Annotated in this window: 19 protein-coding genes; 15 read left to right on the top strand and 4 right to left on the bottom strand. The window is 67.8% G+C overall.

Annotation, left to right across the window (positions count from 1 at the left end):
• Positions 1-8: 8 nt before the first annotated feature.
• The gene (locus tag ACFOYU_RS20540; RefSeq protein WP_377035044.1) at positions 9-3,203 is read right to left on the bottom strand and encodes a hypothetical protein; all 3,195 of its coding nucleotides are present in this window, start codon (positions 3,201-3,203) and stop codon (positions 9-11) included.
• A 381-nt stretch (positions 3,204-3,584) separates the two neighbouring features.
• Here ACFOYU_RS20540 and ACFOYU_RS20535 point away from each other — a divergent pair, with 381 nt between their 5' ends.
• From ACFOYU_RS20535 to ACFOYU_RS20505, 7 genes are all read left to right on the top strand, one after another.
• A complete protein-coding gene (locus tag ACFOYU_RS20535; protein ID WP_377035043.1) occupies positions 3,585-4,010 on the top strand; it encodes a MerR family DNA-binding transcriptional regulator in 426 nt (141 codons plus the stop codon).
• 439 nt (positions 4,011-4,449) lie between these two features.
• Positions 4,450-6,243, top strand: a complete 1,794-nt coding sequence (locus tag ACFOYU_RS20530; protein ID WP_377035042.1) for an acyl-CoA dehydrogenase C-terminal domain-containing protein — start codon at positions 4,450-4,452, stop codon at positions 6,241-6,243.
• A 127-nt stretch (positions 6,244-6,370) separates the two neighbouring features.
• Positions 6,371-7,579, top strand: coding sequence for an acetyl-CoA C-acetyltransferase (locus ACFOYU_RS20525; protein WP_226740091.1), 1,209 nt, complete (start codon positions 6,371-6,373; stop codon positions 7,577-7,579).
• A gap of 146 nt (positions 7,580-7,725) precedes the next feature.
• Positions 7,726-9,933: an FAD-dependent oxidoreductase gene (locus ACFOYU_RS20520; RefSeq protein WP_377035041.1), complete on the top strand. Its 2,208-nt coding sequence runs from the start codon at positions 7,726-7,728 to the stop codon at positions 9,931-9,933.
• A 160-nt stretch (positions 9,934-10,093) separates the two neighbouring features.
• Positions 10,094-10,603, top strand: coding sequence for a DinB family protein (locus ACFOYU_RS20515; protein ID WP_377035040.1), 510 nt, complete (start codon positions 10,094-10,096; stop codon positions 10,601-10,603).
• The gene (locus ACFOYU_RS20510; RefSeq protein ID WP_377035039.1) at positions 10,600-11,148 is read left to right on the top strand and encodes a thioesterase family protein; all 549 of its coding nucleotides are present in this window, start codon (positions 10,600-10,602) and stop codon (positions 11,146-11,148) included. The genes ACFOYU_RS20515 and ACFOYU_RS20510 overlap by 4 nt, the downstream gene beginning before the upstream one ends.
• 56 nt (positions 11,149-11,204) lie before the next feature.
• A complete protein-coding gene (locus tag ACFOYU_RS20505) occupies positions 11,205-11,828 on the top strand; it encodes a 2-hydroxychromene-2-carboxylate isomerase (protein ID WP_226740083.1) in 624 nt (207 codons plus the stop codon).
• Between the two features lie 3 nt (positions 11,829-11,831).
• Here ACFOYU_RS20505 and ACFOYU_RS20500 read toward each other — a convergent pair whose 3' ends face one another.
• Both ACFOYU_RS20500 and ACFOYU_RS20495 read right to left on the bottom strand, forming a co-directional pair.
• Positions 11,832-15,341 (bottom strand): NahK/ErcS family hybrid sensor histidine kinase/response regulator, encoded by a 3,510-nt coding sequence (locus ACFOYU_RS20500; RefSeq protein WP_226740081.1) that lies wholly within the window; start codon positions 15,339-15,341, stop codon positions 11,832-11,834.
• Positions 15,342-15,416: 75 nt separating this feature from the next.
• Positions 15,417-16,331 (bottom strand): LysR substrate-binding domain-containing protein, encoded by a 915-nt coding sequence (locus tag ACFOYU_RS20495; protein ID WP_226740079.1) that lies wholly within the window; start codon positions 16,329-16,331, stop codon positions 15,417-15,419.
• 105 nt (positions 16,332-16,436) lie between these two features.
• On the opposite strand from ACFOYU_RS20495, the gene ACFOYU_RS20490 reads away from it, so the two are divergent.
• The 5 genes from ACFOYU_RS20490 (at position 16,437) to ACFOYU_RS20470 (ending at position 20,506) form a co-directional block, all read left to right on the top strand.
• On the top strand, positions 16,437-16,871 hold the full coding sequence (locus ACFOYU_RS20490; protein ID WP_377035038.1) for a DoxX family protein: 435 nt from the start codon (positions 16,437-16,439) through the stop codon (positions 16,869-16,871).
• Positions 16,872-16,881: 10 nt separating this feature from the next.
• Complete coding sequence (locus tag ACFOYU_RS20485) at positions 16,882-17,412, top strand: VOC family protein (protein ID WP_377035037.1); 531 nt, start codon at positions 16,882-16,884, stop codon at positions 17,410-17,412.
• Between the two features lie 56 nt (positions 17,413-17,468).
• A complete protein-coding gene (gene mscL, locus ACFOYU_RS20480) occupies positions 17,469-17,903 on the top strand; it encodes a large conductance mechanosensitive channel protein MscL (protein ID WP_377035036.1) in 435 nt (144 codons plus the stop codon).
• Positions 17,904-18,014: 111 nt separating this feature from the next.
• Entirely contained in the window at positions 18,015-19,217 is a 1,203-nt protein-coding gene (locus ACFOYU_RS20475; RefSeq protein WP_377035035.1) for a pyridoxal phosphate-dependent aminotransferase, read from the top strand.
• A 239-nt stretch (positions 19,218-19,456) separates the two neighbouring features.
• Entirely contained in the window at positions 19,457-20,506 is a 1,050-nt protein-coding gene (locus tag ACFOYU_RS20470; RefSeq protein ID WP_226740069.1) for an AbrB family transcriptional regulator, read from the top strand.
• A gap of 3 nt (positions 20,507-20,509) precedes the next feature.
• Here ACFOYU_RS20470 and ACFOYU_RS20465 read toward each other — a convergent pair whose 3' ends face one another.
• The gene (locus ACFOYU_RS20465; protein WP_377035034.1) at positions 20,510-21,382 is read right to left on the bottom strand and encodes a MurR/RpiR family transcriptional regulator; all 873 of its coding nucleotides are present in this window, start codon (positions 21,380-21,382) and stop codon (positions 20,510-20,512) included.
• A 157-nt stretch (positions 21,383-21,539) separates the two neighbouring features.
• Between ACFOYU_RS20465 and ACFOYU_RS20460 the strand changes: the two genes are divergently transcribed.
• From ACFOYU_RS20460 to ACFOYU_RS20450, 3 genes are all read left to right on the top strand, one after another.
• Positions 21,540-22,310: an N-formylglutamate amidohydrolase gene (locus tag ACFOYU_RS20460; RefSeq protein WP_377035050.1), complete on the top strand. Its 771-nt coding sequence runs from the start codon at positions 21,540-21,542 to the stop codon at positions 22,308-22,310.
• Between the two features lie 62 nt (positions 22,311-22,372).
• Positions 22,373-23,908, top strand: a complete 1,536-nt coding sequence (locus ACFOYU_RS20455; RefSeq protein ID WP_226740063.1) for an amino acid permease — start codon at positions 22,373-22,375, stop codon at positions 23,906-23,908.
• Between the two features lie 62 nt (positions 23,909-23,970).
• The gene (locus ACFOYU_RS20450; protein ID WP_377035033.1) at positions 23,971-25,341 is read left to right on the top strand and encodes a glutamine synthetase family protein; all 1,371 of its coding nucleotides are present in this window, start codon (positions 23,971-23,973) and stop codon (positions 25,339-25,341) included.
• The last annotated feature ends 1 nt before the right edge of the window (position 25,342 follow it).

The following is a 25,342-nucleotide window of genomic DNA, read 5'->3' as shown; positions in this document are numbered from 1 at the left end:
CCACGTCGTCAGCTCTTGCTGCCGACGGCCGGGTCCAGCGCTGCCGTCTGCCCTCCGGCCGCAACGCTGCCGTTGGCGGAGGGGTCGACGAACCGGGGCTGCCAGCCTTCCAACGCGGCGGTGCCGGCGGCCAGCTCCTTGGGGTTCAGGCTCACGGCGATGCCGTCGCGCTTCTTTGCGGCCTCCGTGTCGCTCTGCGCGGCCGCGAGGGAAAACCACTTGAAGGCGCCCACGAGATCCGTCGAGGTCCCGATGCCGCGGGCGAGGAGGACGCCGAGATTGAACTGGCTGTCCCGGACCCCGGATTCGGCCGCCTCGCGGTACCAGCGCAGGGCAGCCGGGTAGTCGGGCCTTCCGTTGGCGCCGGAGGCGAGCAGGGTCGCCAGGTTGTGCATGGCCCGGACATTGCCGCCCTGGGCGGCGCGCTCGTACCATGTCGCGGCGAGCTTCGTGTCGCGCAGGACGCCCACGCCCTTCTCGTACAGCATCGCCAGCCGCTCCTGCGCCGGGGCGTAGCCCGCCTGCGCCGACCGCTCGAACAGGTGGGCCGCCAGGATCGGATCGTGGCTCAGGCCGCGGCCCTCCGAGGCCTGGGAGGCGATCTCGTAGATCGCCGCGGCGTCGCCCGCCAGGGCCGCCTCGCGCAAGATTGTCGGCACCTGCGCCGGGAGTTCCCCGACGGTGCTCGGATCGACGAGGAACTTCGCCGGCGTCAGCGTCGTCGCGGCGAGGCTGGTCGGCTGGAACAGGCTGTTCTCCACCTGGGGCGCAGGGGCGCTGGCGACGCTTGCCGCCGTCTGCTCCCGCGGCGCCTCGACGGCCGCCTGGCGGACCGCAGGCGGAGTCTCCTCGCCCGGTCCAACCGACAGGATCTGCGCCGCTCCGGCGGCCAGGACCAGGAAGGCGAGGCTGAAGAGGAGCGGACGGCGATGGGAATCGAAGCTGCGGCGGAGCCGTTCGATCAGGGACGGGGCCGACAGGGCCCCCGTCTCCGGCGGGAGGCTTTCGGGAGCCTCCGGTGCTGCGGCAGCCTCCTCGGCGGGCAGGGGATCTGCGGGAACGGCCTTGTCGGGGGCGCTCGTCTGCGCCGCGCGCCGGGCGGCGGCGATGAAGCTCGCACGCACGCTGCCGAGGTCCGTCTCCTGCGGAGAGAAGGACGCGGCGACGCTGCGCGCGGGTTCCTGCTCCGCCGGAGCCTTGAGCGGTTCCGCCTTGAGCGATGCCTCGGACGGGGCGCCCGACACCTCGGCGATCTGGGACAGGGCCGCGGCGTGGAGCCGGCGCACGGCCGCTTCCAGCCGGTCGGCCGAGGGCATCTCGCCCGGGGCTCTTCCGGCGGCGGGAGCCTGAATCTCTACGGATGGCGGTGTCAGGATGCCCCGCTCGGGATGGCGGGACACGAGCATTTCGAGGGCGTCGCGGACGGAGCGCAGGGTCTCCTGCGTTTTCCTGTCGGCTCGCGTCTGGAGCGCCTTCAGCTCGACGAAGCCCTGCTTCAGCGCATCGATGTCGTCGCTTGCGGGAGCGCTCGAACCGACGTCCTTCAGGGCGGTCCTGGCGGCGCGCTCGGCGATGAGGGCCGTCTCGTCCTGAAGCTTCCTGAGGTGACTCGTCGCCTCCTCGAAGGCCTGCCGGAACGGCTCGGCGGGCGTGCGGGCGAGCTGCTCGGTCATGGCCGCGATCTTCTGCTCCAGCCCGTCCAGGGCGGAGGGAGCGGCGGGCCGCTCGAACTTCTCGCTCAAGGTCTGCAGCATCTGCGCGACCCCCGAGGTATCGGCCTGCCGGCCCACCTGGCGCAGCTCCTCCTCGATCCGGTCGAACCGTTCCAGCAGGGGCTCCGGCGCGACCGGCGATCTTTCGGCCACCGACTGGACCTGCGCCGACAGGCGCTCCATCAGGGCCGCCAGGGTGTCGGTCTGCTCCAGGCGGGTGCCGGAGATCGAGGCCATGCGATCGGTCAGGACGGAAAGCTGCTCGGCGATGGGGTCGAGGTTGGCCGGTTCCGGATCCGGCCGGCTGGCGAGAACGTCCAGCCGCCTGCTCAGGCTTTCGAGCTGCTCCGGCACCGTGCTCGCCTCCTGGGCGGAGACGGTGCGGTTCAGGGCGTGGCAGACGTTTTCGAGCGAGGTCTTCAGGGCGGCGAAATCGCCGCGCCCCACCTGGTTGGAGCGCAGTTCGGCGACCTGCCGGCTGAGCGTGCCGACCTCGCCCGAAAGGCGCTCGATCTGCTGCGGCTCGGCCCTGTGCGCCAGGTCGTGGCGCAGATCTACGATCTGGCCGGCGAGGAAGTCGATGACGGAGCGGTCGATGCCCGAGCGGGCCGCGCTGTCGATCTTGCCCTTGATCTCGTCGATCTCGGAGGACAGGCGCCGGTGCACCCCGTCGGCGAGGTCGCCCGAGAGCGTCTGAACCTGTTGGTGAACGGCGGCCACCGATTGGGCCAGCGTCAGAATGTCCTTGTTGGGGCGGCCCTGTTCGATGTCCTTGGACAGGTCGCGCACGGCGCGGTCCAGGGCGGCGATCTCGTCGCGGGTCGCCAAGCCCTCCACGCTGGTCCGCAGGCGCTCGATCTCGTCCCGGATGCCGTCGATGGCGGGCGGCAGAACCGCGTTGATCGGCTGCTCCAGCCGCTCGGTCAGGCGCGACATGTCCGTGCGCAGGCCGCTCAGGGTGTCCGACAGGGGGGTGAGGGCCTTGATGGCGTCCTGGACCGGGAACTCGATGCGTGCCGGCACGGCGCGTTCCGACACCACCTGGCGCTCGACCTCGTCGAGGCGGTTCTTCAGCGTCGCGAGGGCCTGCGAGAGGGCGGACGCCATCCGGTCCTGCTGGTCGGCGGAGAGGCGGGCGCTCTCGTTCAGGCGCTCCTCCGCATGTTCGATCCAGCTCGCCATGGATTCGAGGGCGATCGCGGTGCGCGAGGCCTCGTCGCGGGCGTCCGGCTCGACGGGCCGCGGCTCGCCGCCGCTTCCGGCGGGGCGCTTGCGGGACGTCTCCATCATGCGGGCGATGATGCCGTCGAGCTCGTCGCCGGCGCGCCGGCGCTCCGGCTTGGCACGCGGCCCCTGGGTTCCGGCCCGTTCGGCGAGGGCTGTCGCCAGCCACTCCTCGAGGCTCAGACCGGACCGCCGCGCCATGGCTTCGGCGATGTCGCGTGCGTCGATGTCCAAGTCTTCCAGTGTCGGGAGAGCGTTTCGTCTCATGGCCGGACTCAGGGGGAACTGGGAACTCACCCGACCGGCCCGCCCCTTTATCGAGCCCCGTCGCGACGGTCCGGGAACCCGGTTCTGGCGAATCATGAAGCCATGCCGAATCCTCGTGCCGATGGCGAAGCTTTTGAGGAACGTAGTAAAAAACCCGTTAAGGACGTGGGATTTAGCTGGGGCCGGCCGAAGACGGGCGGCGCGCTTCCTTTCCGTCGCCTCCCGAAGGAGAGGGGCTTCTGACCCTCGGGCACACGCCTGTGTTGCAAAACACTTGCGATCGCTGTATCTTATGTTTTGTTATTTCATTACACGTGAATCGTGGTTCCCCCATGGGAGTTCGATTACGCAAGCAATTTGGAAAAATTAACGGGGCACGGCATGGATAAAGAAGCACTAGGATATTATTCGGTTGTTTCGGATGCAGGAGCGGTCGGCGAAGGCGGCAAGTCCTACACTATCGGTGACCTGGCCCGCGAGTTCGGCGTGACCCTGAGAACGCTCCGCTTCTACGAGGATCGGGGACTTCTCTCGCCCCGCCGCGACGGCACGGCCCGCATTTACGACGCCCGCGACCGGGATCGGCTCTCCGTCATCCTCAAGGGCAAGCAGCTCGGCTTCACCCTCACCGAGATCCGCGCCATGCTGGCGGAGGAGCGGATGGGCGACGGGCCGTCGGCCAAGCTCAAGCTGTCCCTGGACCAGATCGACGATCAGATCACCCATCTGGAGCAGCAGAAGGCCGAGATCGAAGAGGCTCTCGTCGAGCTCAGGACCCGCCGCGCCGGCATGGCGGTCGCGGCCTGATCCAACAAGATCCTGCCGCAGAGCAGGTTTGCCTGTCGAGCAGGCGGTCGAGGCTGCGCCCGGGGCATCTGGAGGGCGGCGCCCTCCAGCCTCTCGACAGGCTTTTCATTTCGGCGCGAGGCGCGTGACCGCGCGCTTTTTCCGTTCAGGCGCCCTCGTCGGCGGATGTCCCGTCCCTGAAAAGACCGGCATCTCCCTGGTCCGACGGCCCCTTCCGGCCCGGAAACCGCGGCCGCGCATGGGCTTTTAGCGTCAGCCCCGCCGCAGGCTGCTGCGGGCAGGATCCGCTCTCCCATCGCTCTCCGACCGGTACCGGAGGACTTTTCGCGCCCTACCTCTTCCCGATCGCGACCAGATAGTTTATATGTGAACTATCTTGATGCCGGCGCCGCGGTCCCGGACCGCCCCGCTGCCGGCTTTCCGATCTGGGAGGAGCTCCATGCCGGTTTACAAGGCCCCCGTCGAAGACGTGATGTTCCTGCTGAACGACGTCTTCCCCATCGAACGCTACAACAACCTGCCGGGCTTCGCCGAGGCGACGCCGGACATGGTGGAGGCGATCCTGGGCGAGGGCGCCAAGCTGTGCGAGGAGGTCTTCGCGCCCCTGAACCTCACCGGCGACCAGGAGGGCTGCAAGCGCAACCCGGATGGCTCCGTGACCACGCCGAAGGGCTTCAAGGAGGCCTACGAGGCCTATGCGGCCGGCGGCTGGATGGGCCTCGCCGCGCCGGAGGAATACGGCGGCCAGGGGCTGCCCTCGGCCCTCAACACCATCATGCAGGAATTCGTCTCCTCGGCGAACCTGGCGCTGGGCATGTATCCCGGCCTGACCCAGGGAGCCATCGCGGCGCTGCTGGTCCACGGCTCCGAGGAGATCAAGAAGACCTACCTGCCGAAGATGGTCGAGGGCGTCTGGACCGGCACCATGAACCTGACCGAGCCCCATTGCGGCACGGATCTGGGCCTGCTCAAGACCAAGGCCGTGCCCAACGGCGACGGCTCCTACGCCATCAGCGGCACCAAGATCTTCATCTCGGCCGGCGAGCACGACATGGCCGAGAACATCGTCCACCTGGTTCTCGCCCGCATCGAAGGCGCGCCCGCCGGCACCAAGGGCATTTCGCTCTTCGTCGTGCCGAAGATCCTCGTGAACGGGGACGGCTCCCTCGGCGAGGGCAACGGCGTCTCCTGCGGCTCCCTGGAGCACAAGATGGGCATCCACGGCAACGCCACCTGCGTCATGAACTACGACGGCGCCAGGGGCTGGCTCATCGGCCAGGAGAACCGCGGCCTCGCGGCCATGTTCGTGATGATGAACGAGGCGCGCCTGGCCGTGGGCGTGCAGGGCCTCGCCCAGTCCGAGGTCGCCTACCAGAACGCCGTCGCCTATGCCAAGGACCGCCTGCAGGGCCGCTCGCTCACGGGCGCGAAGTTTCCCGACAGGCCGGCCGATCCGATCATCGTCCACCCGGACGTGCGCCGGACGCTCATGTCCATCCGGGCCTTCAACGAGGCCGCCCGCGCGCTCGTGATCTGGACGGCGCTGAACAGCGACATCGCCCACCGCTCCTCCGACGAGGCGCAGCGTCAGTCGGCGGACGACCACATGGGCCTCATGACCCCGGTGGTGAAGGGCGTGCTCACCGATCTCGGCTTCGAGATGGCCGTGAAGGCCCAGCAGATGTTCGGCGGCCACGGCTATATCGAGGAATGGGGCATGTCGCAGTTCGTGCGCGACGCCCGCATCACCATGATCTACGAGGGCGCCAACGGCATCCAGGCCATGGACCTCGTCGGCCGCAAGCTCGGCAAGGACGGCGGCCGCGCCGTCATGGCGTTCTTCAACGAGGTCGCCGCCTTCTGCCAGGAGAATGCCGGCGACGAGAACCTGAAGGGCTTCATCGCCCCGCTCGAGCAGGGCCTCAACCATCTGCAGCAGGGGACCATGTGGTTCATGCAGAACGCCATGGCCAGGCCCGACAATGCGGGCGCGGGCGCCACGGACTACATGCACCTCTTCGGCCTCGTGGCCATGGGCTACATGTGGGCCAAGATGGCGAAGGCCGCCCATGCCAGGAAGGCTGAAGGAAACGGCGTCGCGGAGAGGATGGACGCGAAGCTGACGACGGGTCGCTTCTTCATGGAGCGCATGATGCCGGAGACCGCCGCGCGCCTCGCCTGCATCTCGGCCGGCGCCGACACGACCATGGCCCTGCCGGCCGAGGCTTTCTGATCGACGGACGCGATCCCGGCCCGAGCATGGCGACGGCCGGGATCGAACGACGCGTTGAGTGCCCTATTCTGACAACGATCCCGGTTCGCTCCGCGTCCGGGATCACGACACGCCCGGGAGGTTCTTCATGCCTGAAGCTTATATCTACGACGCCGTCCGCACTCCGCGCGGACGCGGCAAGCCGGACGGTTCGCTGCATGAGGTGCCGGCGGTCGACCTCGCGGTGACGGCGCTCGACGCCATCCGCCAGCGCAACGACCTCGATCCGGTGCTCGTCGAGGACGTGGTGCTCGGCTGCGTCGATCCGGTCGGCGAGGCGGGCGGCGACATCGCCCGCGCGGCGGCCCTCAAGGCGGGCTTCGGCAAGGAGGTGCCGGGCGTGCAGATCAACCGGTTCTGCGCCTCGGGCCTGGACGCCGTGAACCTCGCCGCCGCGCAGGTGATGGCGGGTATGAAGGATCTGACCATCGGCGGCGGCGTCGAGTCCATGAGCCGCGTCGGCATGGGCGCGTCCGGCGGCGCATGGCCGGTCGATCCCGGCATCGCCATCGCCAACTACTTCCTGCCGCAGGGCATCTCGGCCGACCTGATCGCCACGAAATACGGCTTCTCCCGCGACGATGTGGACGCCTATGCGGTGGAATCGCAGAAGCGCGCCGCCAAGGCCTGGGAGGAGGGGCGCTTCAAGAACTCCGTCGTGCCCGTGAAGGACATCAACGGCCTGACGATCCTGGCCAAGGACGAGCACATGCGGCCGCAGACCGACATGCAGTCGCTGGGCCAGCTCAAGGCCGCCTTCGTGCAGATGGGCGAGATGGGCGGGTTCGACGCGGTGGCGGTCGCGGCCCATCCGGACGTGGAATACGTCAACCACGTCCACCATGCGGGCAATTCCTCCGGCATCGTGGACGGCGCCTCCGCCGTGCTCGTCGGCTCGAAGGAGGGCGGCGCCAAGGCCGGCCTGAAGCCGCGGGCGCGGCTCAAGGGCTTCGCCTCCATCGGCTCCGACCTCGCGCTCATGCTCACCGGCCCCATCGACGTGTCGGAGCTCGCGCTACGCAAGGCCGGCATGACGAAGGACGACATCGACCTCTTCGAGATCAACGAGGCCTTCTCGGCCGTGGTGCTGCGCTACATCCAGGCCATGGATCTCGACCCGGCCAAGGTCAACGTGAACGGCGGCGCCATCGCCATGGGCCATCCGCTGGGAGCGACCGGCGCCATGATCCTGGGCACGGTGCTCGACGAACTGGAGCGCACCAACAAGCAGACGGCGCTGATCACCCTCTGCGTCGCGGCCGGCATGGGCACCGCCGCGATCATCGAGCGGGTCTGAGGGGAACGCAACGCGAGCATTCTCACCCTGAGGAGGCGCGAAGCGCCGTCTCGAAGGACGAGGATGCGGTTCAAGGGAACACTGGACCATCCTTCGAGACGCCCGCCATGCGGGCTCCTCAGGATGAGGCCTTCGGGAGAGTCACAATGACGAACTTCACCAATTTCCGCTTCGAGGTCGACGGCGACGGCATCGCGCTCGCCACCTGGGACATGCCGGAGCGCTCCATGAACGTCATCACCCCCGAGGTGATGCAGGAGCTGAGCGCGATCATCGACACGGTCACGGGCGACGAGGCCATCAAGGGCTGCGTCATCGCCTCCGGCAAGGAAGCGTTTTCCGGCGGCGCGGATCTCACGATGCTGCAGGGCCTCAGCGCCGAATATGCCCGGCTCGCGAAGGAGAAGGGCGAGGAGGAGGCCATGAGCTTCTTCTTCGAGGAATCGCGCCGGCTCTCGCTGCTCTACCGCCGCATGGAGACCTGCGGAAAGCCCTTCGCGGCCGCCGTGCACGGCGTGTGCCTCGGCGGCGCGTTCGAGCTGGCGCTGGCCTGTCACTTCCGCGTGCTCTCCGACTCGGACGCCACCCGCGTGGGCCTGCCAGAGATCAAGGTCGGCCTCTTTCCCGGCGCGGGCGGCACCCAGCGCGTGGCGCGCCTGATGCAGACCGGCGACGCCCTGCAGATGCTGTTCAAGGGCGAGCAGATCCGCGCGCTCATGGCGCGCAACATGGGCCTCGCCCATGCGGTCGCTCCCCGCGACCAGATCGTGCAGGCCGCGAAGGACTGGATCAAGCAGGGCGGCTCGGCCGTCGCGCCCTGGGACCAGAAGGGCTTCAAGCTTCCCTCCAACAAGGTCTATTCGGCGGCCGGAATGCAGATCTGGCCCGCCGCGAACGCCATCTACCGCCGCGAGACGCAGGACAACTACCCGGCGGCCTACGCCATCCTCGAATCCGTCTATCAGGGCCTGCAGCTTCCGATGGACCTGGCGCTGAAGATCGAGTCGCGCTGGTTCGCCAAGATCCTGCGCTCGAAGGAGGCGGCGGCGATGATCCGCACCCTGTTCATCTCCATGCAGGAGCTGAACAAGGGCGCGCGGCGGCCCAAGAACGTGCCGCCGACGACGCTGAAGAAGGTCGGCGTCGTCGGCGCCGGTTTCATGGGCGCGAGCGTGGCCTATGTCACGGCCAATGCAGGGCTCGAGGTCGTGCTGATCGACCGCGACCTCGAAGCGGCCGAGAAGGGCAAGGCCCATTCCCACAAGCTCATGTCCGACCAGATCATGAAGGGCCGCGCCAAGACGGCGGACCGCGACGCCCTGCTCGGGCGCATCACCGCATCGGACGACTATGCCTCCCTGGCCGATTGCGACCTCGTCATCGAGGCCGTGTTCGAGGATCCCAAGGTGAAGGCCGAAGTGATCCAGAAGGTCGAGGCCGCGATCGGCTCCGACTGCATCTTCGCGTCGAACACCTCGACCCTGCCGATCTCCGGACTGGCGAAGAATTCGAGAAATGCCGGCCAGTTCATCGGCATCCACTTCTTCTCGCCGGTCGAGAAGATGATGCTGGTGGAGATCATCATGGGCAAGGAGACGGGCGACAAGGCGCTCGCCACCGCCCTCGACTACGTGCGGGCGATCAAGAAGACGCCGATCGTCGTCAACGATTCCCGCGGCTTCTTCGCCAATCGCTGCGTGCTGGCCTACATCCTCGAAGGCCATCTCATGCTCACCGAAGGCGTGCCGCCGGCGATGATTGAGAATGCGGGCAAGCAGGCGGGCATGCCCGTGGGACCGCTCTCCCTCAACGACGAGGTCGGCGTCGATCTCGGCCTCAAGATCCTCCGGGCCACCAAGGCGCAGCTCGGGGACGCGGCGATCGTGCCCGAGCAGGAGCAGCTCCTGACCCGCCTCGTCGAGCAGGAAGGCCGTCTCGGCCGCAAGAACCGGAAGGGCTTCTACGACTATCCGGAGAACGGCCCGAAGCGGCTCTGGCCGGGGCTGACCGATCTGCAGCCGAAGCACCTGGAAGCCGAGTTCCTCGACATGCAGGAGCTCAAGCAGCGGCTGCTCGTGACGCAGGCCCTGGAGGCCGCCCGCACGGTGGAGGAGGGCGTCATCACCGATCCGCGCGAGGCGGATGTGGGCTCGATCCTCGGCTTCGGCTTCGCGCCCTTCACGGGCGGCGCCCTGTCCTACATCGACTTCATGGGCGCCAAGGCCTTCGTGGCTTTGTGCAAGGAGTTGCAGGGCAGCCACGGCGACCGCTTCGCGCCGCCGAAGATCCTGCTCGACATGGCCGCGTCCGGCGAGACGTTCTACGGGCGCGCCAAGGAGAAGAAGGCGGCTTGAGGCCGCTCGTGACCTGATAACCGATGGGTTCCCTTCCCCTCCGCTTCGCTCCGGCCGGGAATGACGACAGGGGTGCACCGCCCGCCCTTGTCATCCCCGGCGGCTCGGAGAGCCGGGGAGGGGATCCATCCTCGTCTTCCGACATTCGCAGGAGCCGATCATGAAGCCTCACTTCGCCATGCTGGCGGCCTACAATGCCTGGTGCAACCGGCGGCTCTACGATGCGGCGGCAACGCTGTCAGACGAGGAATACCGCGCCGATCGCGGCGCCTTCTTCAAATCCCTGCACGGCACCCTGAACCACATCCTCGTGGCCGACCGGATCTGGATGCGGCGTTTCACCGGCGAGGGCGAGGCGCCGAACCGCCTCGACGCCATTCTCTACGACGGCTTCGACGACCTGCGCGCCGCGCGCGAGGCCGAGGACGCGCGGATCGTGCGCTATCTGGATGCCGTGTCGGAAGAGACTCTGGCCGGACGGTTCCGTTACCGCACCATCGTGAATCCGGCGGATGTCGAGCAGCCGCTCGCACCCGCCCTCACTCACTTCTTCAACCACCAGACCCATCACCGGGGTCAGGCCCATTGCCTCCTGACCGGCTTCAGGCGCGATGCTCCGTCCTTCGATCTCGTGCTGTTTCAGCGCGAGACGCGCATGGGCCTGTCATGAATCTCTGGCTGCGCGTCCTGCACCTCATCGTCGCCTCGTTCTTCCGCGCAAAGCTCGATCCCGTGAAGGACGTGTCGCGCCTGTCGTTCCGGGTGTGGCCGCACGACCTCGACACCTCCCTGCACCTGAACAACGGGCGCTACTGGACCCTGATGGATCTGGGGCGGACCGACATCATGCTCCGCTCGGGCCTGTGGAGGCCCATCTTCAGGAACGGCTGGGTGCCCGTGGTGAGCGCGGGCCAGATCCGCTTCCGGCGCGAGCTGAAGCTCTTTCAGGCCTTCACGCTGGAGACCCGGATCGTCACCTGGTTCGAGGGCCAGGTGGTGATGGAGCACCGGCTGATTTCCAGGACACGGGACGGCAAGCCCGTCCTCAACGCCATCGCGCTGGTGCGGGCCGGGCTCTACGACTGCAAGGCGAGGGAGTTCGTGCCCATGAACCGGCTGCTCCAGGAACTGGGCACCCATGCCGACGCGCCGCAGGCCACGGCGGAGGTCGAGGCTTTCCTGGCCTCCGAGGAGGTCATGAAGCGGGCGGCTTGATCATTTCCGGTCGCGCGATACCTTCCTGACGCCCGTTCCAACCGCGAAAGCGATCCATGCCCCGCGTCATCGACTACTATTTCTCCCTCGTCAGCCCCTGGGCCTATATCGGCCATGCTTCCTTCATCGAGATCGCACGGCGACATGGGGTGGAGATCAACTACAAGCCCGTCTTCCTCGGCCGCGTCTTCGCCGAGACGGGCGGTCTGCCGCTGCCTCAGCGCCACCCGGTGCGCCAGCGCTACCGGATGCTCGAGCTGCAGCGCTGGCGCGAGAAGCGCGGGCTCTCGTTCAATCTCCAGCCGAAACACTGGCCCTTCGACGTCAATCTCGCAGACCGGCTCGTCATCGCGGTGACGGTCGGCGGCAAGGATCCGGACCCCTTCCTGCGCCGGGCCTACGCGGCGATCTGGGAGGAGGAGCGCGATCTCGCCAACCCGATCGTCCTCACCGAGCTGGCCGAGCAGGCGGGCCTCGACTCCACCTCCCTGATGGATGTCGCCACCGGCACCACCACGGAGGCGATCTATGCGCTCAACCTGGAGAACGCCATCGCCGGAGGCGTCTTCGGCTCCCCGGCCTATGTGCTCGACGGCGAGGTCTTCTGGGGGCAGGACCGGCTCGACCTGCTCGACGATGCGCTGACGAGCGGGCGCGCGCCCTACACTCCCGACGTATAGGGCTTACTCCGCCGCCACGCGCGTGGCGCGCCACTGGGTCAGGAGCGCGCGCAGGGCCGCCGGCTTCACCGGCTTGTTGAGAACGTGGACGTTCATCGCCGCCGCCGCTTCGCGCACGGCCGGCGTGCGGTCGGCGGTCACGAGAACGGCGGGCGTGTTGACCTGAGTCCTCCAGCGCAGGGCCTTGATGAGGTCCAGGCCGTCGCCCTCGTCCAGGTGGTAATCGGCGATGATCACGTCCGGCAGAACCTTGTGCGCCTTCAGGGTCTGCTGCGCGCTCTCCAGATCGGAGGCCGTCCAGACGTCGCAGCCCCACCCTGCGAGCAGGAGGCGCATTCCCTCCAGGATCGCAGGCTCGTTGTCGATCACGATCACATGCAGGCCCGACAGAACCGTCACGGGCGGCTGAGGCGGCTGAGGCGGCTCCGCACTGGCCGGAAGCGCCGCCACGACGGGCACGTCGACCCGGAAGACGGAGCCGCGCCCCGATTCCGATTTCAGCGTGACCGCATGGCCGAGAACGCGGCCGATGCGCTCCACGATGGATAGGCCGAGGCCGAGGCCGCGCGCGGCTTTCGCGCCCTGGTCCAGGCGCTGGAATTCCCGGAACACGATCCGCTGCTTCGACGGGGGGATGCCGAGGCCCGTGTCCCACACCTCGAGGACGAGATGCGTGCCCTTCCGCCGGGCGCCGACGACCACCCGGCCCGCGGGCGTGTACTTGATGGCGTTGGAAATGAGGTTCTGCAGCAGGCGGCGCAGCAGGCGACGGTCCGAGCGCACCGTGAGCGAGGAGGGCACGAAGGTGAGCTTCAGGTCCTTGTTCCGGGCGATGGGATCGAACTCGCGCTGGAGCTGGCGGAACAGCTCGTCGATGCGGAAGCTCGACCATTGCGGCTTCATGGCGCCGGTATCGAGGCGCGAGATGTCGAGAAGCGCGGTGAGGATCTCCTCGACGGCGTCGAGGGAGGCGTCGATGTTCTCGGCCAGCGTCACATCGCCGGCCTCCCGGTCGCGCTCCACGAGGGAGGTGACGTAGAGGCGGGCCGCGTTGAGGGGCTGCAGGATGTCGTGGGACGCGGCGGCGAGGAAGCGCGTCTTGGAGATGTTCGCCTCGTCGGCTTCCGCCTTGGCGCTGGTGAGCGCCTCGTTCAGGCGGGTCAGCTCCTCGGTGCGCTCCCTGACGCGCTGCTCCAGGGTCTCGTTCGCACGGCGGCTCTCCTCCTCGGCCAGGACGGTTTCCGTCACGTCCGTATAGGTCGTGACGATGCCGCCGTCGGGCAGCGGGTTCGAGCGGATCTCGATCACCTTGCCCGACGGATAGAGCCTCAGGCGCACCGGCTCCAGATCGTGCTGGAAGGAGTGGATGCGCGCGGCGATCAGCTCGTCCAGGTCTCCGGGGCCGTAGGAGCCGCGCTCGGCATTGAAGGCGACGATGTTGTCCATGCCGACGCCGACCCGCACGAGGTTCGGCGGCAGGTCATAGAGATCCACGAAGGCCTGGTTCCAGGCGAGCAGCCTCAGGTCCCGGTCGAGCACGGTGATGCCCTGCTTGGCGTAATTTATCGCGTGCTGGAGCAGGTCGCGGCTCTGCTGGATCGCGGCGGAAGCATCGTCGAGGAGCTTGAGGGCGGCCTTCGTCGACACGGTGCGCCGCCGCAGCAGGAGCGACAGGGCAAGGCGCGAGGAGGCCGTGCCGATGGCGGAGGCGAGCAGGTGCTCCGCATAGCGCAGGAGATGGATGTCGGCTTCCGCGCGCGCCTCCAGATGCTGGCCGCGGCTGTGGGCGAAGCCCTCGAAGGAGCGGGTGGTGCGCTCCTCGCCGAGATAGCGCGCCACCGTGGCGCGCAGCTCGTCCACGGTCACGCTGGCGCGGAACAGCCGGAAGTTCGGCGCGACGGAGACGGGCGTTTCGCCCACGAACACGTTGGCCTGGAGCTGCTCCATGGCGGTCGTCGGCCGCCAGAGGGAGAAGCCGATATAGGCGAGGATGTTCAGGGTCAGGCTCCAGACCACGCCGTGGGTCAGCTGAGGCAGGTCGACCCCGAAGAGGGAGGTGGGCTTGAGCGCCGTGATGCCGAAGGGGCCGGTGACGACCACGTCGGACCAGAACACGCCGTCCCAGATGAGGCTGGGCAGGAGCAGGGTATAGGCCCAGGTGAGGAAGCCGACCACGAGGCCGACGCTGGCGCCGAGCGCGGTGCCCCGCGACCAGATGAGCCCTCCGAGGAAGGCCGGCGCGACCTGCGCGATGGCGGCGAAGGACAAGAGGCCGATGGCCGCGAGGGCGGCCTCGCCGGACACCCGGTAATACGCATAGGCGAGAAGGATCACCACCACGATAGAGACCCGGCGGATGCCGATCACGAAGCCGCCGAGGTCGCCGCCCGCGAAGGCGCGGCGGCGCAGGACGATGGGCATCACGAGGTGGTTCGAGATCATGATCGCGACGGCGACGGAATCGATGATGACCATCGCCGTTGCGGCCGAGAAGCCGCCGAGGAACGCGATGACCGCGATCACGCCCGCATTGTCGACGAGCGGCAGGGCCAGGACGAGCATGTCCCGGTCGACGGTGCCCTCGGGAAAGACCGCCATGCCGGCGAGGGCGATGGGAACGACGAAGATGTTGATGAGCACCAGATAGAGCGGGAACAGCCAGGCCGCCTGCTTCACGTCGTCCATGGACCGGTTCTCGACCACGGTCATGTGGAACTGGCGGGGCAGGAGCAGGGCGGCGCAGGTGGAGAGCAGGATGAGCGTGATGTAGCTGCCGAAGCCGGAGGTGCGGCCCAGCATGCTCGTGCTGATGCCCTGGTCCTGGAGGCGTTCGACGATGGCGCCGTAGCCGTCGAACATGATGAACGTCACGTAGATGCCGACCACCAGGAAGGCGACCAGCTTCACCACGGACTCGACCGAGATCGCCATGATCAGGCCGTCCTGGTGTTCGGTGGCGTCCGTGTGGCGCGTGCCGAAGGCAACCGCGAAGCCGGCGAGCACGAGGGCGACGACGAGGGACAGATCCCCGAGGAACGGCACCTGCAGCGGAGCCGTCCCGTTGGCGGCCGTGAGGAAGACGTCCAGGGAGGACGAGACGGCCTTCAGCTGCAGCGCGATATAGGGGATGGAGCCGACGAGGGCGATCAGGCTGACGATGGCGGCGACCCGCTCGCTCTTGCCGTAGCGGGCGGCGACGAAGTCGGCGATGGAGGAGATGTTCTGGGTCTTGGCCACCCGGACGACCCGGGCGACGAGGACATGGCCGAGGCCGATCACGAGGATCGGCCCGATATAGATGCTGAGGAAGTCGAGCCCGGACCGGCTGGCGAGGCCCACCGACCCGTAGAAGGTCCAGGACGTGCAGTAGACCGCGAGGGACAGGGCCGCGATGGTCGAGCGTGCGCGCCCCTGAAGGAACCGCCGTCCGCCGTTGTCGCCCCAATGGGCCACCATGAACAGAAGGCAGAGATAGACCAGGGCCGATAGGATAACCGCCCAGCTGGCGACCATGTGCAATCCTCGCGCGAGAGCCGGATCAGATTTACCCGCTCGGCGCCGGGAATGCCACTCTTCCACCCCCGGCGGCTAGAGCCCCCGGTCCCATTCCGGCTCGGGGCCGAAGCGCTCGGCCAGGAACTCCACGAAGGCGCGAACCTTCGCCGGCGCCTGGCGGCCCGAGGGGAGCATGGCGTGAACGCCGAGTTCCAGGGTGGGAAGCCCGGGCAGGACGCGCACCAGGCTCCCGTCGCGCAGGGCATCGCCCACCAGGAAGGTCGGCTGGTAGATCAGCCCCTGTCCCGCGACCGCCGCCGCCAGCAGGGCATCGCCGTTATTGGCGCGCAGGTTGCCTCTGACCGGGACGACGCGATCCCCCTCGGCGCCGAAGGCCCAGCGGTTCGCCCCGATGGCGCTCGGCAGGGTGTAGCCGAGGCAGTTGTGCCCGGCCAGATCGTCCAGGCTGCGGGGGACGCCGCGGGCTTCCAGATAGGACGGCGCGGCGCAGACGATGGTCCGGCAGGGGGCGAGCCGTCTCGCCACGAGGCTCGAATCCTTGAGCCGGCCGATCCGGATCGCCAGGTCCCAGCCCTCCTCGATCAGGTCCACGTACCGGTCGGCGAGGCCGAGATCGACCTCCACGGCCGGGTAGAGGCGGCTGAACGTGGCAAGGGCCGGGACGATCCGGCGAAAGCCGAAGGTCAGGGGCACGTTGAGGCGCAGGGTCCCGCGGGGCTCGACCCTGTCGAGGCTGGCCGAGGCTTCCGCCTCCTCGATATCGGCCAGGATGCGCTCGCAGGAGGCGAGGTAGCTGCGCCCCGCCTCCGTGAGGACGAGCCTGCGGGTCGAGCGGTGTAGCAGCTTCACGCCGAGCCGGCTCTCCAGGGCGACCACATGCTTCGTGACCATGGTCTGGGACAGGTCGAGGGAGCGCGCCGCAGCCGAGAAGCTCCCCAGCGCGGCAACCCGAACGAAAACCTGCATGCCGGTGACGCGGTCGAGCACGGGTGCCTCACTCCCTGGGTGTGAATTGATATTCCAATTGGCGGGATTATCCCATTGATCGAAGGAGGCCACAATACGGGACATTGCTCACACAGGAGATCTTCCATGATCGACACCCGCACCGCTCCCTATGCCGCCCTGATCCTGCGCCTCGCGCTCGGCGGCCTCTTCCTGGCCCATGCCGGGCTCAAGCTCTTCGTCTTCACGCCCGCCGGCACGGCGCAGTTCTTCGGCAGCCTCGGCCTGCCTCCGGCCCTGGCCTACCTGACCATCCTCGCCGAGGTCGTCGGCGGCGTCGCGCTCATCGTCGGCTTCCATGCCCGCTGGGCCGCGCTGGCCCTCGTCCCGGTCCTCGTCGGAGCCATCGTCCTGGTGCACGGCCCCGCCGGCTTCTTCTTTTCCAATCCCAACGGCGGCTGGGAATTCCTGGCGTTCTGGATCGTGGCCCTTCTGGCCCAGGCCCTTCTGGGCGATGGGGCCTATGCCCTGCGCGGCGGATCGGCGACAGTGCCTGGCCGGCTTGCAGCCCGCTCAGCCTGATGGAACAGCCATGACCTCACCTGTCACTCCCCTGGATCCGCCCGTCACCCTGGCGGCGAGGCCCATCGATCCCGGCGTTCGGATCGGGCACGTCCATCTCAAGGTCGCGGATCTCGACCGGGCCCTCGGGTTCTATTGCGGCGTGCTCGGCTTCGAGCTGATGCAGCGCTACGGGACCCAGGCCGCCTTCGTCGCGGCGGGCGGGTATCACCACCATATCGGCCTGAACACCTGGGAGAGCCAGGGCGGCTCCCCGCCGCCTCCCGGCACCACCGGCCTCTACCACGTGGCGATCCTCTACCCCACCCGGGCGGCGCTCGCCGATGCGCTCGTCCGGCTGGCCGAGGCGCGCATCCCCCTCGACGGGGCGAGCGACCACGGGGTGAGCGAGGCGCTCTACCTGCGCGATCCGGACGGGAACGGCGTCGAGCTCTACTGGGACCGGCCCCGGGATCTCTGGCCGAAATCGCCGGACGGGCACCTGCAGATGGTCACCCGCCGCCTCGACCTGCAGGACCTGCTGGCCGCCCGCGAAGCTTGACGGAACATCCCGGCCGGACACATTTCGCTTATCGAAAGAGCAAAAGGTGTCCGGTCATGTTGAACGAGTTCAAGCAATTCGCCCTGCGCGGCAATGTGGTCGATCTGGCCATCGGCGTCATCATCGGCGCCGCCTTCAGCAAGATCGTCGATTCCCTGGTCGGCGACATCTTCATGCCCATCATCGGGGCGATCACCGGCGGGCTCGACTTCTCGAACTACTTCACGCCCCTGGCCGAAGGCGTCACGTCCCAGACGCTGGAGCAGGCCAAGACGCAAGGGGCGGTCCTCGCCTGGGGCAGCTTTCTCACCGTCACGCTCAATTTCGTCGTCGTGGCCTGGATCCTGTTCCTCGTCGTGAAGGGCATGAACAGGCTGCGGCGGTCCGAGGACGCCAAGACCGGAACCGCCGACAAGCCCCCGGAGGTTCCGGCGGACGTGAAGCTCCTGTCCGAGATCCGCGATCTCCTGAAGCAGGGGCGGACGGCGTGATCCATCACCGGATTCGATGGGTCGTTTCGTTTCTTTTCATGGAACCTGGGTTAGCGCTTGCCTTGGCCCGGCGGGCGCGCCATGCCTGTTCGCCGGCTTGAGGAATTTTCCATGAACGCATCCGTTTCGATCCCGTCCCTTCTGAACCTTCGCCCGGAGGCCGAGCAGGCCCCGACGAGCGGGATCGTCGATGTGGCGAATTACGGCCGCAACCGCGAGGGCATCATTCCGCTCTGGGTCGGGGAGGGCCACCTGCCGACCCCGTCCTTCATCTGCGATGCGGCCACGCGCTCCCTCGCGGCCGGTGAGACCTTCTACACCTATCAGCGCGGCATCCCGGATCTGCGCCAGGCCATCGCCCGGTACCACGAGCGGGTCTACCGCAAGCCCTTCGACCCCGAGCGCTTCTTCGTCACCTCCGGCGGCATGCCGGCGATCCAGATCGCCATCCGCATGCTCACCGGAACGGGCGACGAGGTGCTGATTCCGACCCCGGCCTGGCCCAACTTCGCGGGTGCGATCACGATCGCCGGCGCCCGTCCGGTCGGCGTTCCGATGAACATCGACGAGCACGGCTGGAGCCTCGATTTCGAGCGGCTCGAGAAGGCCATCACGCCCAACACCCGGGTCATCGTCATCAATTCGCCGGCCAACCCGACGGGCTGGACCGCGAGCCACGACGACCTGCGGACCGTGCTCGACATCGCCCGCCGGCACGGGCTCTGGATCATCGCCGACGAGATCTACAGCCGCTTCGTCTACGATCCGGCCCTGACGGTGGACGGGCGCACGCCCTCCTTCCGGGACGTGATGACGGAGGAGGACCGCATCCTCTTCGTGCAGACCTTCTCGAAGAACTGGGCCATGACCGGCTGGCGCCTGGGCTGGATCGAAGCCTCGCCGGCCCTCGGCCAGATCATCGAGAACCTGGTCCAGTATCAGACCTCCGGAACTCCGGTCTTCGTCCAGCGCGCCGGCGTCGCCGCCATCGAGCAGGGCGAGGATTTCCTGGCCTACCAGATCGAGAACGCGCGGGCGGGGCGGGACATCGTGGACCGCCTGGCGGAGACCGGGCTCGTGGAGCTGCCGCCGCCGAGCGGGGCCTTCTATGCCTTCTTCAAGATCAAGGGCGCGACGAACTCGAAGGAGCTCGCCTTCCGGCTCATCGACGAGGCCAATGTGGGCCTTGCGCCCGGTTCCGCCTTCGGCGAGGCCGGGGAGGGATACCTTCGGCTGTGCTACGCCCGCAAGGCCGAGGATCTGGAGGAGGCCGTCCGCCGCATCTCGGCCGCCCTGCCGAAGCTGGTCGCGTAAGCGATGCCAGCCGCGGGCTTCTTCCCCCGACCTCGGGTCGAGGGAAGGGGCCATAGGTTGATATCTTGATTCAAGATTGACCGTTCGGCGGTCCCGACGTGAAGCTCCCGCCGTGCAGAGGGAGCGTCATGCAAAGCGGGCTCGATCATGCTGGAGCGGTCGGAACGATCTCGAGACCTGTGGGCGATGGGCCGGACCGCCCAACCGTTCGCGGCTTTCGGCCCTGCTCAGTTGCCATCATGCGTCTCATCCTCGCTCACCTCGCCCAGATCCTCGTTGCCTGCCTCGGCGGTCTGGCCCTCCACTGGCTCGGAGTTCCGGCCGCCTGGCTGTCGGGCGCCGCGGTTGCGACCACGCTCTGGGGGCTGACCGGCTGGGCCGTCTCCATGCCTCGCGCCCTGGCCGATGCGGCCATGCTGGTCTCGGGCGCCGCCATGGGGGCTGCGGTCACGCCGGCCGCGATCGCCGCCATGGGGCGCTATCCGGGCAGCCTCGTCCTGCTGGTCGTCGCCGTCTTCGCGATCTGCGCCGCCTCCACGCTCTGGCTGACCCGGGTCTCCGGCTGGCGCCGGGCGGATGCGGTGCTTGCCTCCGTTCCGGGGGCGCTCTCGACGGTGCTTGCGGTCGCGGCCGACCGCAAGGCGGACGTGGCCTCCATCGCCATTGCGCAGAACCTGCGTCTCTTCGTGCTGATTGCGCTGCTGCCGAGCCTCGTCGTCTTCACCGGAGGAGGAGAGAATATCGGCGCCCTGATCGGCGAGGGGCAGCCGGTCGCGTCGCCTGCCGGCATGGCTGCGGTCCTGTTCGGAGGCCTCGCCCTGGGGGCGGTGTTCAAGGTCCTGAAGGTTGCCGCGCCGGTGCTGCTGGGCGCCACGGTCGTGAGCACCCTGAGCCACGCCACGGAGGCGGTGACGGGGGTCATTCCCCCGGTGATCGCGACGGGAGGCCTGGTGCTCATCGGCATCTTCATCGCCGAGCGCTTCCGCACCATCCAGCGCTCGACCCTGCGGCGGGCGCTGACGGCGGCGCTCGGCTCCTTCCTGGTCGGCATGGCCGTCGCGACGCTCTTCGCCGCGCTCGCCGCCCTGCTCGCGGGCGTGAGCTTCGCCGACAGCCTCGTGGCCTTCGCGCCGGGAGGGCTCGAAGCCATGACGGTGCTGGCTCTCGTCCTGGGGCTCGATCCGCTTTACGTCGGCATCCACCACCTCGTCCGCTTCCTCGGCATCGGCCTCGTCCTGCCCTTCGTGATCTCCTGGCTGCAGAAGGGCGGCACGCCGAAGGCGCGGTAGGGCTCAGGCCTTCTCGTTGCGCAGGCGCTCGACGGCCTCCATGCGGGGCTTCGCCGTCTCCCACAGGCGCTTCGTGACGGCGGCGACGACGGCCTCGGTCAGCAGGAGAAGGCCCGCCGAGGAATCCCAGTTCGACGGCGCGACCACATGGGCGGGCAGCACGTGCCGCGCCACGCGGGCGATGGGCGACAGCCACGGATCCGTCAGCAGGACCACCGTCGCGCCCTGCTTCGCGGCTGTCTCGCACAGGGCGATCACGTCCTCCTGGTAGCGCCGGATGTCGAAGGCCACGATCACGTCCCTGCGGCCGATCTCGATCATCCGGTCGCGCCAGAGGGCCGGCTGCCCCTCGATGTAGTCCACATGGCTGCGCACGATGCGGAAATGGCTCTCCGCATAACGCGCCAGCGCTCCGGTGAAGCGCCCGCCCGTGAAATGGATGTGGCGGCGCGAATCGCTGAGCAGGGTCACGACCGCGTCGAATTCGGCGGGGGCGATGTTCTCCACCGTCGCCCGCAGGTTTCCGATCACCGCATCGGCGAACGAGGACAGGGCAGGTGCGCCCTGGCCCTTGTCGGAGGGGCTCGCCTTGGCCAGCGGGGACAGGAGCTGCGCCTCCAGCTCCTCCCGCAGGTGCTTCTGGAAGTCCGGAAAGCCCCCGAACCCGAGCCGGGTAACGAACCGAAGGACGGAGGGCGCGGAAATCCCGGCTCGGGCGGCGAATTCCGCCACCGTGTCGAGGCCCGCGAAGGGATAGTGGCTCAAGAGGAGATGGGCGGCGCGCTTCTCGCTCGGCGTGAAGGCATCCATCTCGTGCCGGATGCGCTCGGCGAGGCTCGGCTGATCGGCGGGAGAGTTGCTTCGTGACTTGCCCATTCCCGAACGATCCACAGCCCCGCCTTGACGCCCTGCGAAAGCTGTATCAGAAATTTCAGAACCGGAAAAACAAGAATGAACGTATCAAACGTTCAAGAGGGGTTACAGGCTTGCGTCCCGCAAGCGAACGGAGGACCGCATGGCGCATGCGAGCCGGATGCCCGTGGATGCAGAGCCTGAGGTCGAGGCTCAGGAGCCTGTGGCTCGCATCGAGAACGCGCAGGGCCGGTCTCCCATCCTCCTGATCTGCGAACATGCCTCCAACCATCTTCCGCAGCGTTATGGCAGTCTCGGGCTCGGACCGGCGGAGCTCGAAAGCCACATCGCCTGGGATCCGGGCGCGCTCAGCGTGGCCCGGGAGCTGTCCCGGCTCCTCGACGCCCCGCTGATCCACGCGACCGTGTCGCGCCTGGTGCTGGATCTCAACCGCGATCCCTCGGCGCCCGATTCCATCTGGACCCTGAGCGAGCGCACCACGATCCCCGGCAATCTCGATCTCGACCCCACGGAGCGGGCCCGGCGCGTCCGGGAGGTCTACGAGGCCTTCCACGGGGCGGTCGATGCTTTCGCCGATGCCCGCAAGGCGGCCGGGCAGGTGGGGGCGGTCGTGTCGATCCATTCCTTCACGCCGACCTACCGCGACGTCGAGCGGCCCTGGGAAATCGGCCTCATCTTCGACCGGGACGAGCGCTTCGCGCGCAGCGTGGAAGCCGGTCTCCGGCAGGATGAGGCGCTGATCCTGGGCATGAACCAACCCTATTCACCGGCGGACCGGGTGTTCCACACCCTCGAACGCCATGCGGAGAGGCGCGGACTCGCGCCCCTGATGATCGAGATCCGCAACGACCTGATCCGCACGGAAGACGGACAGGCGGCGTGGGCTAGACGTCTTGCACCCTTGTTGAGGGAGGGGGCGCGGACGCTGTGACGACGACCATGGCGCGAGGTGTGCCATGGCTCCAGAGGCAGACTATTCTTGGAGGAAGAGTTATGTCAGTCGGACAAGAGAGTACGGGCGTTCCCGCCCCGCCGCTCGGCACGCAGAGCGTCGCCGGCATCACCTACACCACCGTTGACCAAACCTATTTCGAGGCACGGCGTCTCAAGCGTCACGCCCGCGTCTGGTCGCTCTGGGCGCTCGGCGTCGGGGCGGTGATCTCGGGCCATTATTCCGGTTGGAATCTCGGCCTGACGCAGGGCTTCGGCTCGATGTTCTTCGCGACCATCATCATTGCGATCATGTATCTCGGCCTGACCTTCTCGCTGGCCGAGATGTCCCCGGCGCTCCCCCACACGGGCGGCGCCTATTCCTTCGCCCGGACCTCCATGGGACCCTGGGCCGGATACATCACGGGAATCGCGGAGAACATCGAGTTCGTGCTGACCCCGGCCGTGATCGTGTTCTTCATCAGCTCGTATCTCTCCGCGATCTTCGAAACGGCGCCGGCCTTCCAGCCCGTCTACTGGGTCCTGTGCTATGCGCTCTTCGTGGGGCTCAACATCGTCGGCGTCGAACTCTCGTTCAAGGTGACGGTGACGGTGACCCTGATGGCGCTCGCGGTGCTCGCGGCCTTCTACGTCTCGGTGCTGTTCTCGGGCCAGCTGGACTTCTCCCGCTGGGCGCTGAACATCGGGGCCGACGGCGCCGAGCTGCCGGAAGGAAACGGACCGTTCCTGCCGATGGGGATCGGCGGCATCTTCGCGGCGCTTCCCTTCGCGGTGTGGCTGTTCCTCGCCATCGAGCAGCTGCCCCTGGCGGCGGAGGAATCCCACGATCCGCAGCGGGACATGCCGAAGGGCATCATCGCGGGCATCCTCACGCTCATCGTCTCGGCCTTCCTCGTGGTCTTCCTGAACACGAGCATCGCGCCGGGCGCGGCGGGCCTGGCCAAATCGGGCGAGCCGCTGCTGGACGGGTTCCGCACCCTGTTCGGCTCTGACATCGCGAAGATCCTCGCCGCCATCGCGGTGATCGGCCTCATCGCCTCGTTCCACACCATCATCTTCGCCTTCGGGCGGCAGATCTACTCGCTCTCGCGGGCGGGCTACTTCCCGAGCTTCCTCTCCATCACCCACGGCGAGCGCAAGACGCCGCACGTGGCGCTGATCGCGGGCGCCGTGGTCGGCCTCCTGGTGATGCTGATCATCTGGTTCTCGGTCGGTGCCGAAGCGGGCGCGAACGTGATCGGCGGGACGCTGCTCAACATGGCGGTGGCCGGCGCGATGCTCGCCTACTTCATGCAGGGCATGTCCTACATCGTCCTGAAGAGGAAGTTCCCCGAGATCCACCGGCCCTACAAGAGCCCGTTCGGGGTCGCCGGCGCGGCGATCTGCATGATCATCGCGGCGATCACGCTCTACTTCCAGTTCGCGGATCCGGTGTTCCGGGTGGGCGTGATGGGCGTGGCGATCTACTACGCCGTCATGATGACCTACTTCCTGGTCCACGGGCGCCACAAGCTCATCCTCTCGCCGGAGGAGGAGTTCGCCCTCACCAAGGGCAGGGGCGAGTACAAGTCCTACTGACAAGATCGTGGGAGCGCGCATGTCGCGCGCTCCCTTCTCCCTCACCTTCAGGTTCTCCCCGCATGGATTCTCCCAAGATCAAGACGGCCGCCGATGCAGCGGCTTACGTGCGCAGCCGCGACCTGCCGTTCGTGAAGGTCGGCATCACCGATGTCGACGGCATCATGCGCGGCAAGTACATGGCGCGCGACAAGTTCGAATCCGCCCTCGAGAAAGGCTTCGGCTTCTGCGACGTGGTGCTGGGCTGGGACTCGAACGATCAGCTCTACGACAACACGAAGCTGACAGGCTGGCATACCGCCTATCCGGACGCGCCGGTGCGGGTGCTGCCCGAGAGCATGCGGCTCATTCCTTTCGAAAACGATCTGCCGTTCTTCCTGTCCGAGTTCGACGGCTATGCGGAGGATGCGTGCCCGCGCGGCGTGCTGCGGCGGGTTCTGAGGAAGGCGGAGGATATGGGCTTCGCCGTATCCGCGGCCGCGGAATTCGAGTTCTTCCTCTTCGAGGAGACGCCCCGTTCCGTGCGCGAGAAGAACTACCGGGACCTCAAGAACATCACGCCGGGCTTCTTCGGCTATTCCGTGCTGCGCTCCGGCGTTCACGCCGACTTCTACCATGAGCTCCTCGACCTCGCGAACAAGATGGATTTCGAGATCGAGGGCCTGCACACGGAGACCGGACCGGGCGTGTTGGAGGCCGCGATCCGCGTCGACGACGCCCTGAAGGCGGCGGACAAGGCGATCCTGTTCAAGACCTTCACCAAGATCCTGGCGCAGCGCCGCGGCTGGATGGCGACGTTCATGGCCAAGTGGTCCCGCGACTGGCCGGGCCAGTCGGGGCACCTGCATGCATCCTTGCGCGACATCGAGACCGGCAAGGGCGCCTTCTACGATGCGGATGCGCCGCATTCCATGTCGGACACCATGCGCTGGTTCGTGGGCGGCCAGCAGCAGCTGATGCCCGAGCTCCTCGCCATGGTGGCCTGCACGGTGAACAGCTACACCCGGCTCATTCCCGGCTTCTGGGCGCCGACGGATTCGGCCTGGGGCGTGGAGAACCGCACCACGGCGCTGCGCGTCATCCCGGGATCCGAGAAATCCCAGCGGGTCGAGTACCGGGTCGCCGCAGCCGACATCAACCCCTATATCGCACTCGCGGCCGCCATCGGCTCGGGGCTGTGGGGCATCGAGAACAGGATCGAGCCCGGCGAGCCGATCCAGGGCAACGCCTACGAGGTGAAGCACCCCGCGGAGCGGGCCCTGCCGCGCTCGCTGGGCGAGGCGGCCGAGCGGCTGAAAGGGTCGCAGGCGGCGCGCCAGCTCTTCGGCGATACTTTCGTTGACCATTACGCGGCAACGCGCGAATGGGAGGAGCGTGAGGCCCGCAAGGCCATCACCGACTGGCAGCTCGCCCGCTATTTCGAGATCATCTGAA

Origin of the sequence: Microvirga sp. GCM10011540 (assembly GCF_042650665.1) — a bacterium.
Classification (GTDB): Bacteria; Pseudomonadota; Alphaproteobacteria; order Rhizobiales; family Beijerinckiaceae; genus Microvirga; species Microvirga lenta.
The sequence above is the reverse complement of the archived record's forward strand: the minus strand, read 5'-3'. Positions and strand labels throughout refer to the sequence as shown.

Bases quoted from the DNA above. Each gene is read 5' to 3' on its own strand.
- ACFOYU_RS20540 (WP_377035044.1), bottom strand. From the start codon at position 3,203: ATGAGACGAAACGCTCTCCCGACACTGGAAGACTTGGACATCGACGCA.
- ACFOYU_RS20535 (WP_377035043.1), top strand. From the start codon at position 3,585: ATGGATAAAGAAGCACTAGGATATTATTCGGTTGTTTCGGATGCAGGA.
- ACFOYU_RS20530 (WP_377035042.1), top strand. From the start codon at position 4,450: ATGCCGGTTTACAAGGCCCCCGTCGAAGACGTGATGTTCCTGCTGAAC.
- ACFOYU_RS20525 (WP_226740091.1), top strand. From the start codon at position 6,371: ATGCCTGAAGCTTATATCTACGACGCCGTCCGCACTCCGCGCGGACGC.
- ACFOYU_RS20520 (WP_377035041.1), top strand. From the start codon at position 7,726: ATGACGAACTTCACCAATTTCCGCTTCGAGGTCGACGGCGACGGCATC.
- ACFOYU_RS20515 (WP_377035040.1), top strand. From the start codon at position 10,094: ATGAAGCCTCACTTCGCCATGCTGGCGGCCTACAATGCCTGGTGCAAC.
- ACFOYU_RS20510 (WP_377035039.1), top strand. From the start codon at position 10,600: ATGAATCTCTGGCTGCGCGTCCTGCACCTCATCGTCGCCTCGTTCTTC.
- ACFOYU_RS20505 (WP_226740083.1), top strand. From the start codon at position 11,205: ATGCCCCGCGTCATCGACTACTATTTCTCCCTCGTCAGCCCCTGGGCC.
- ACFOYU_RS20500 (WP_226740081.1), bottom strand. From the start codon at position 15,341: ATGGTCGCCAGCTGGGCGGTTATCCTATCGGCCCTGGTCTATCTCTGC.
- ACFOYU_RS20490 (WP_377035038.1), top strand. From the start codon at position 16,437: ATGATCGACACCCGCACCGCTCCCTATGCCGCCCTGATCCTGCGCCTC.
- ACFOYU_RS20485 (WP_377035037.1), top strand. From the start codon at position 16,882: ATGACCTCACCTGTCACTCCCCTGGATCCGCCCGTCACCCTGGCGGCG.
- mscL (WP_377035036.1), top strand. From the start codon at position 17,469: ATGTTGAACGAGTTCAAGCAATTCGCCCTGCGCGGCAATGTGGTCGAT.
- ACFOYU_RS20475 (WP_377035035.1), top strand. From the start codon at position 18,015: ATGAACGCATCCGTTTCGATCCCGTCCCTTCTGAACCTTCGCCCGGAG.
- ACFOYU_RS20470 (WP_226740069.1), top strand. From the start codon at position 19,457: ATGCGTCTCATCCTCGCTCACCTCGCCCAGATCCTCGTTGCCTGCCTC.
- ACFOYU_RS20465 (WP_377035034.1), bottom strand. From the start codon at position 21,382: ATGGGCAAGTCACGAAGCAACTCTCCCGCCGATCAGCCGAGCCTCGCC.
- ACFOYU_RS20460 (WP_377035050.1), top strand. From the start codon at position 21,540: ATGCCCGTGGATGCAGAGCCTGAGGTCGAGGCTCAGGAGCCTGTGGCT.
- ACFOYU_RS20455 (WP_226740063.1), top strand. From the start codon at position 22,373: ATGTCAGTCGGACAAGAGAGTACGGGCGTTCCCGCCCCGCCGCTCGGC.
- ACFOYU_RS20450 (WP_377035033.1), top strand. From the start codon at position 23,971: ATGGATTCTCCCAAGATCAAGACGGCCGCCGATGCAGCGGCTTACGTG.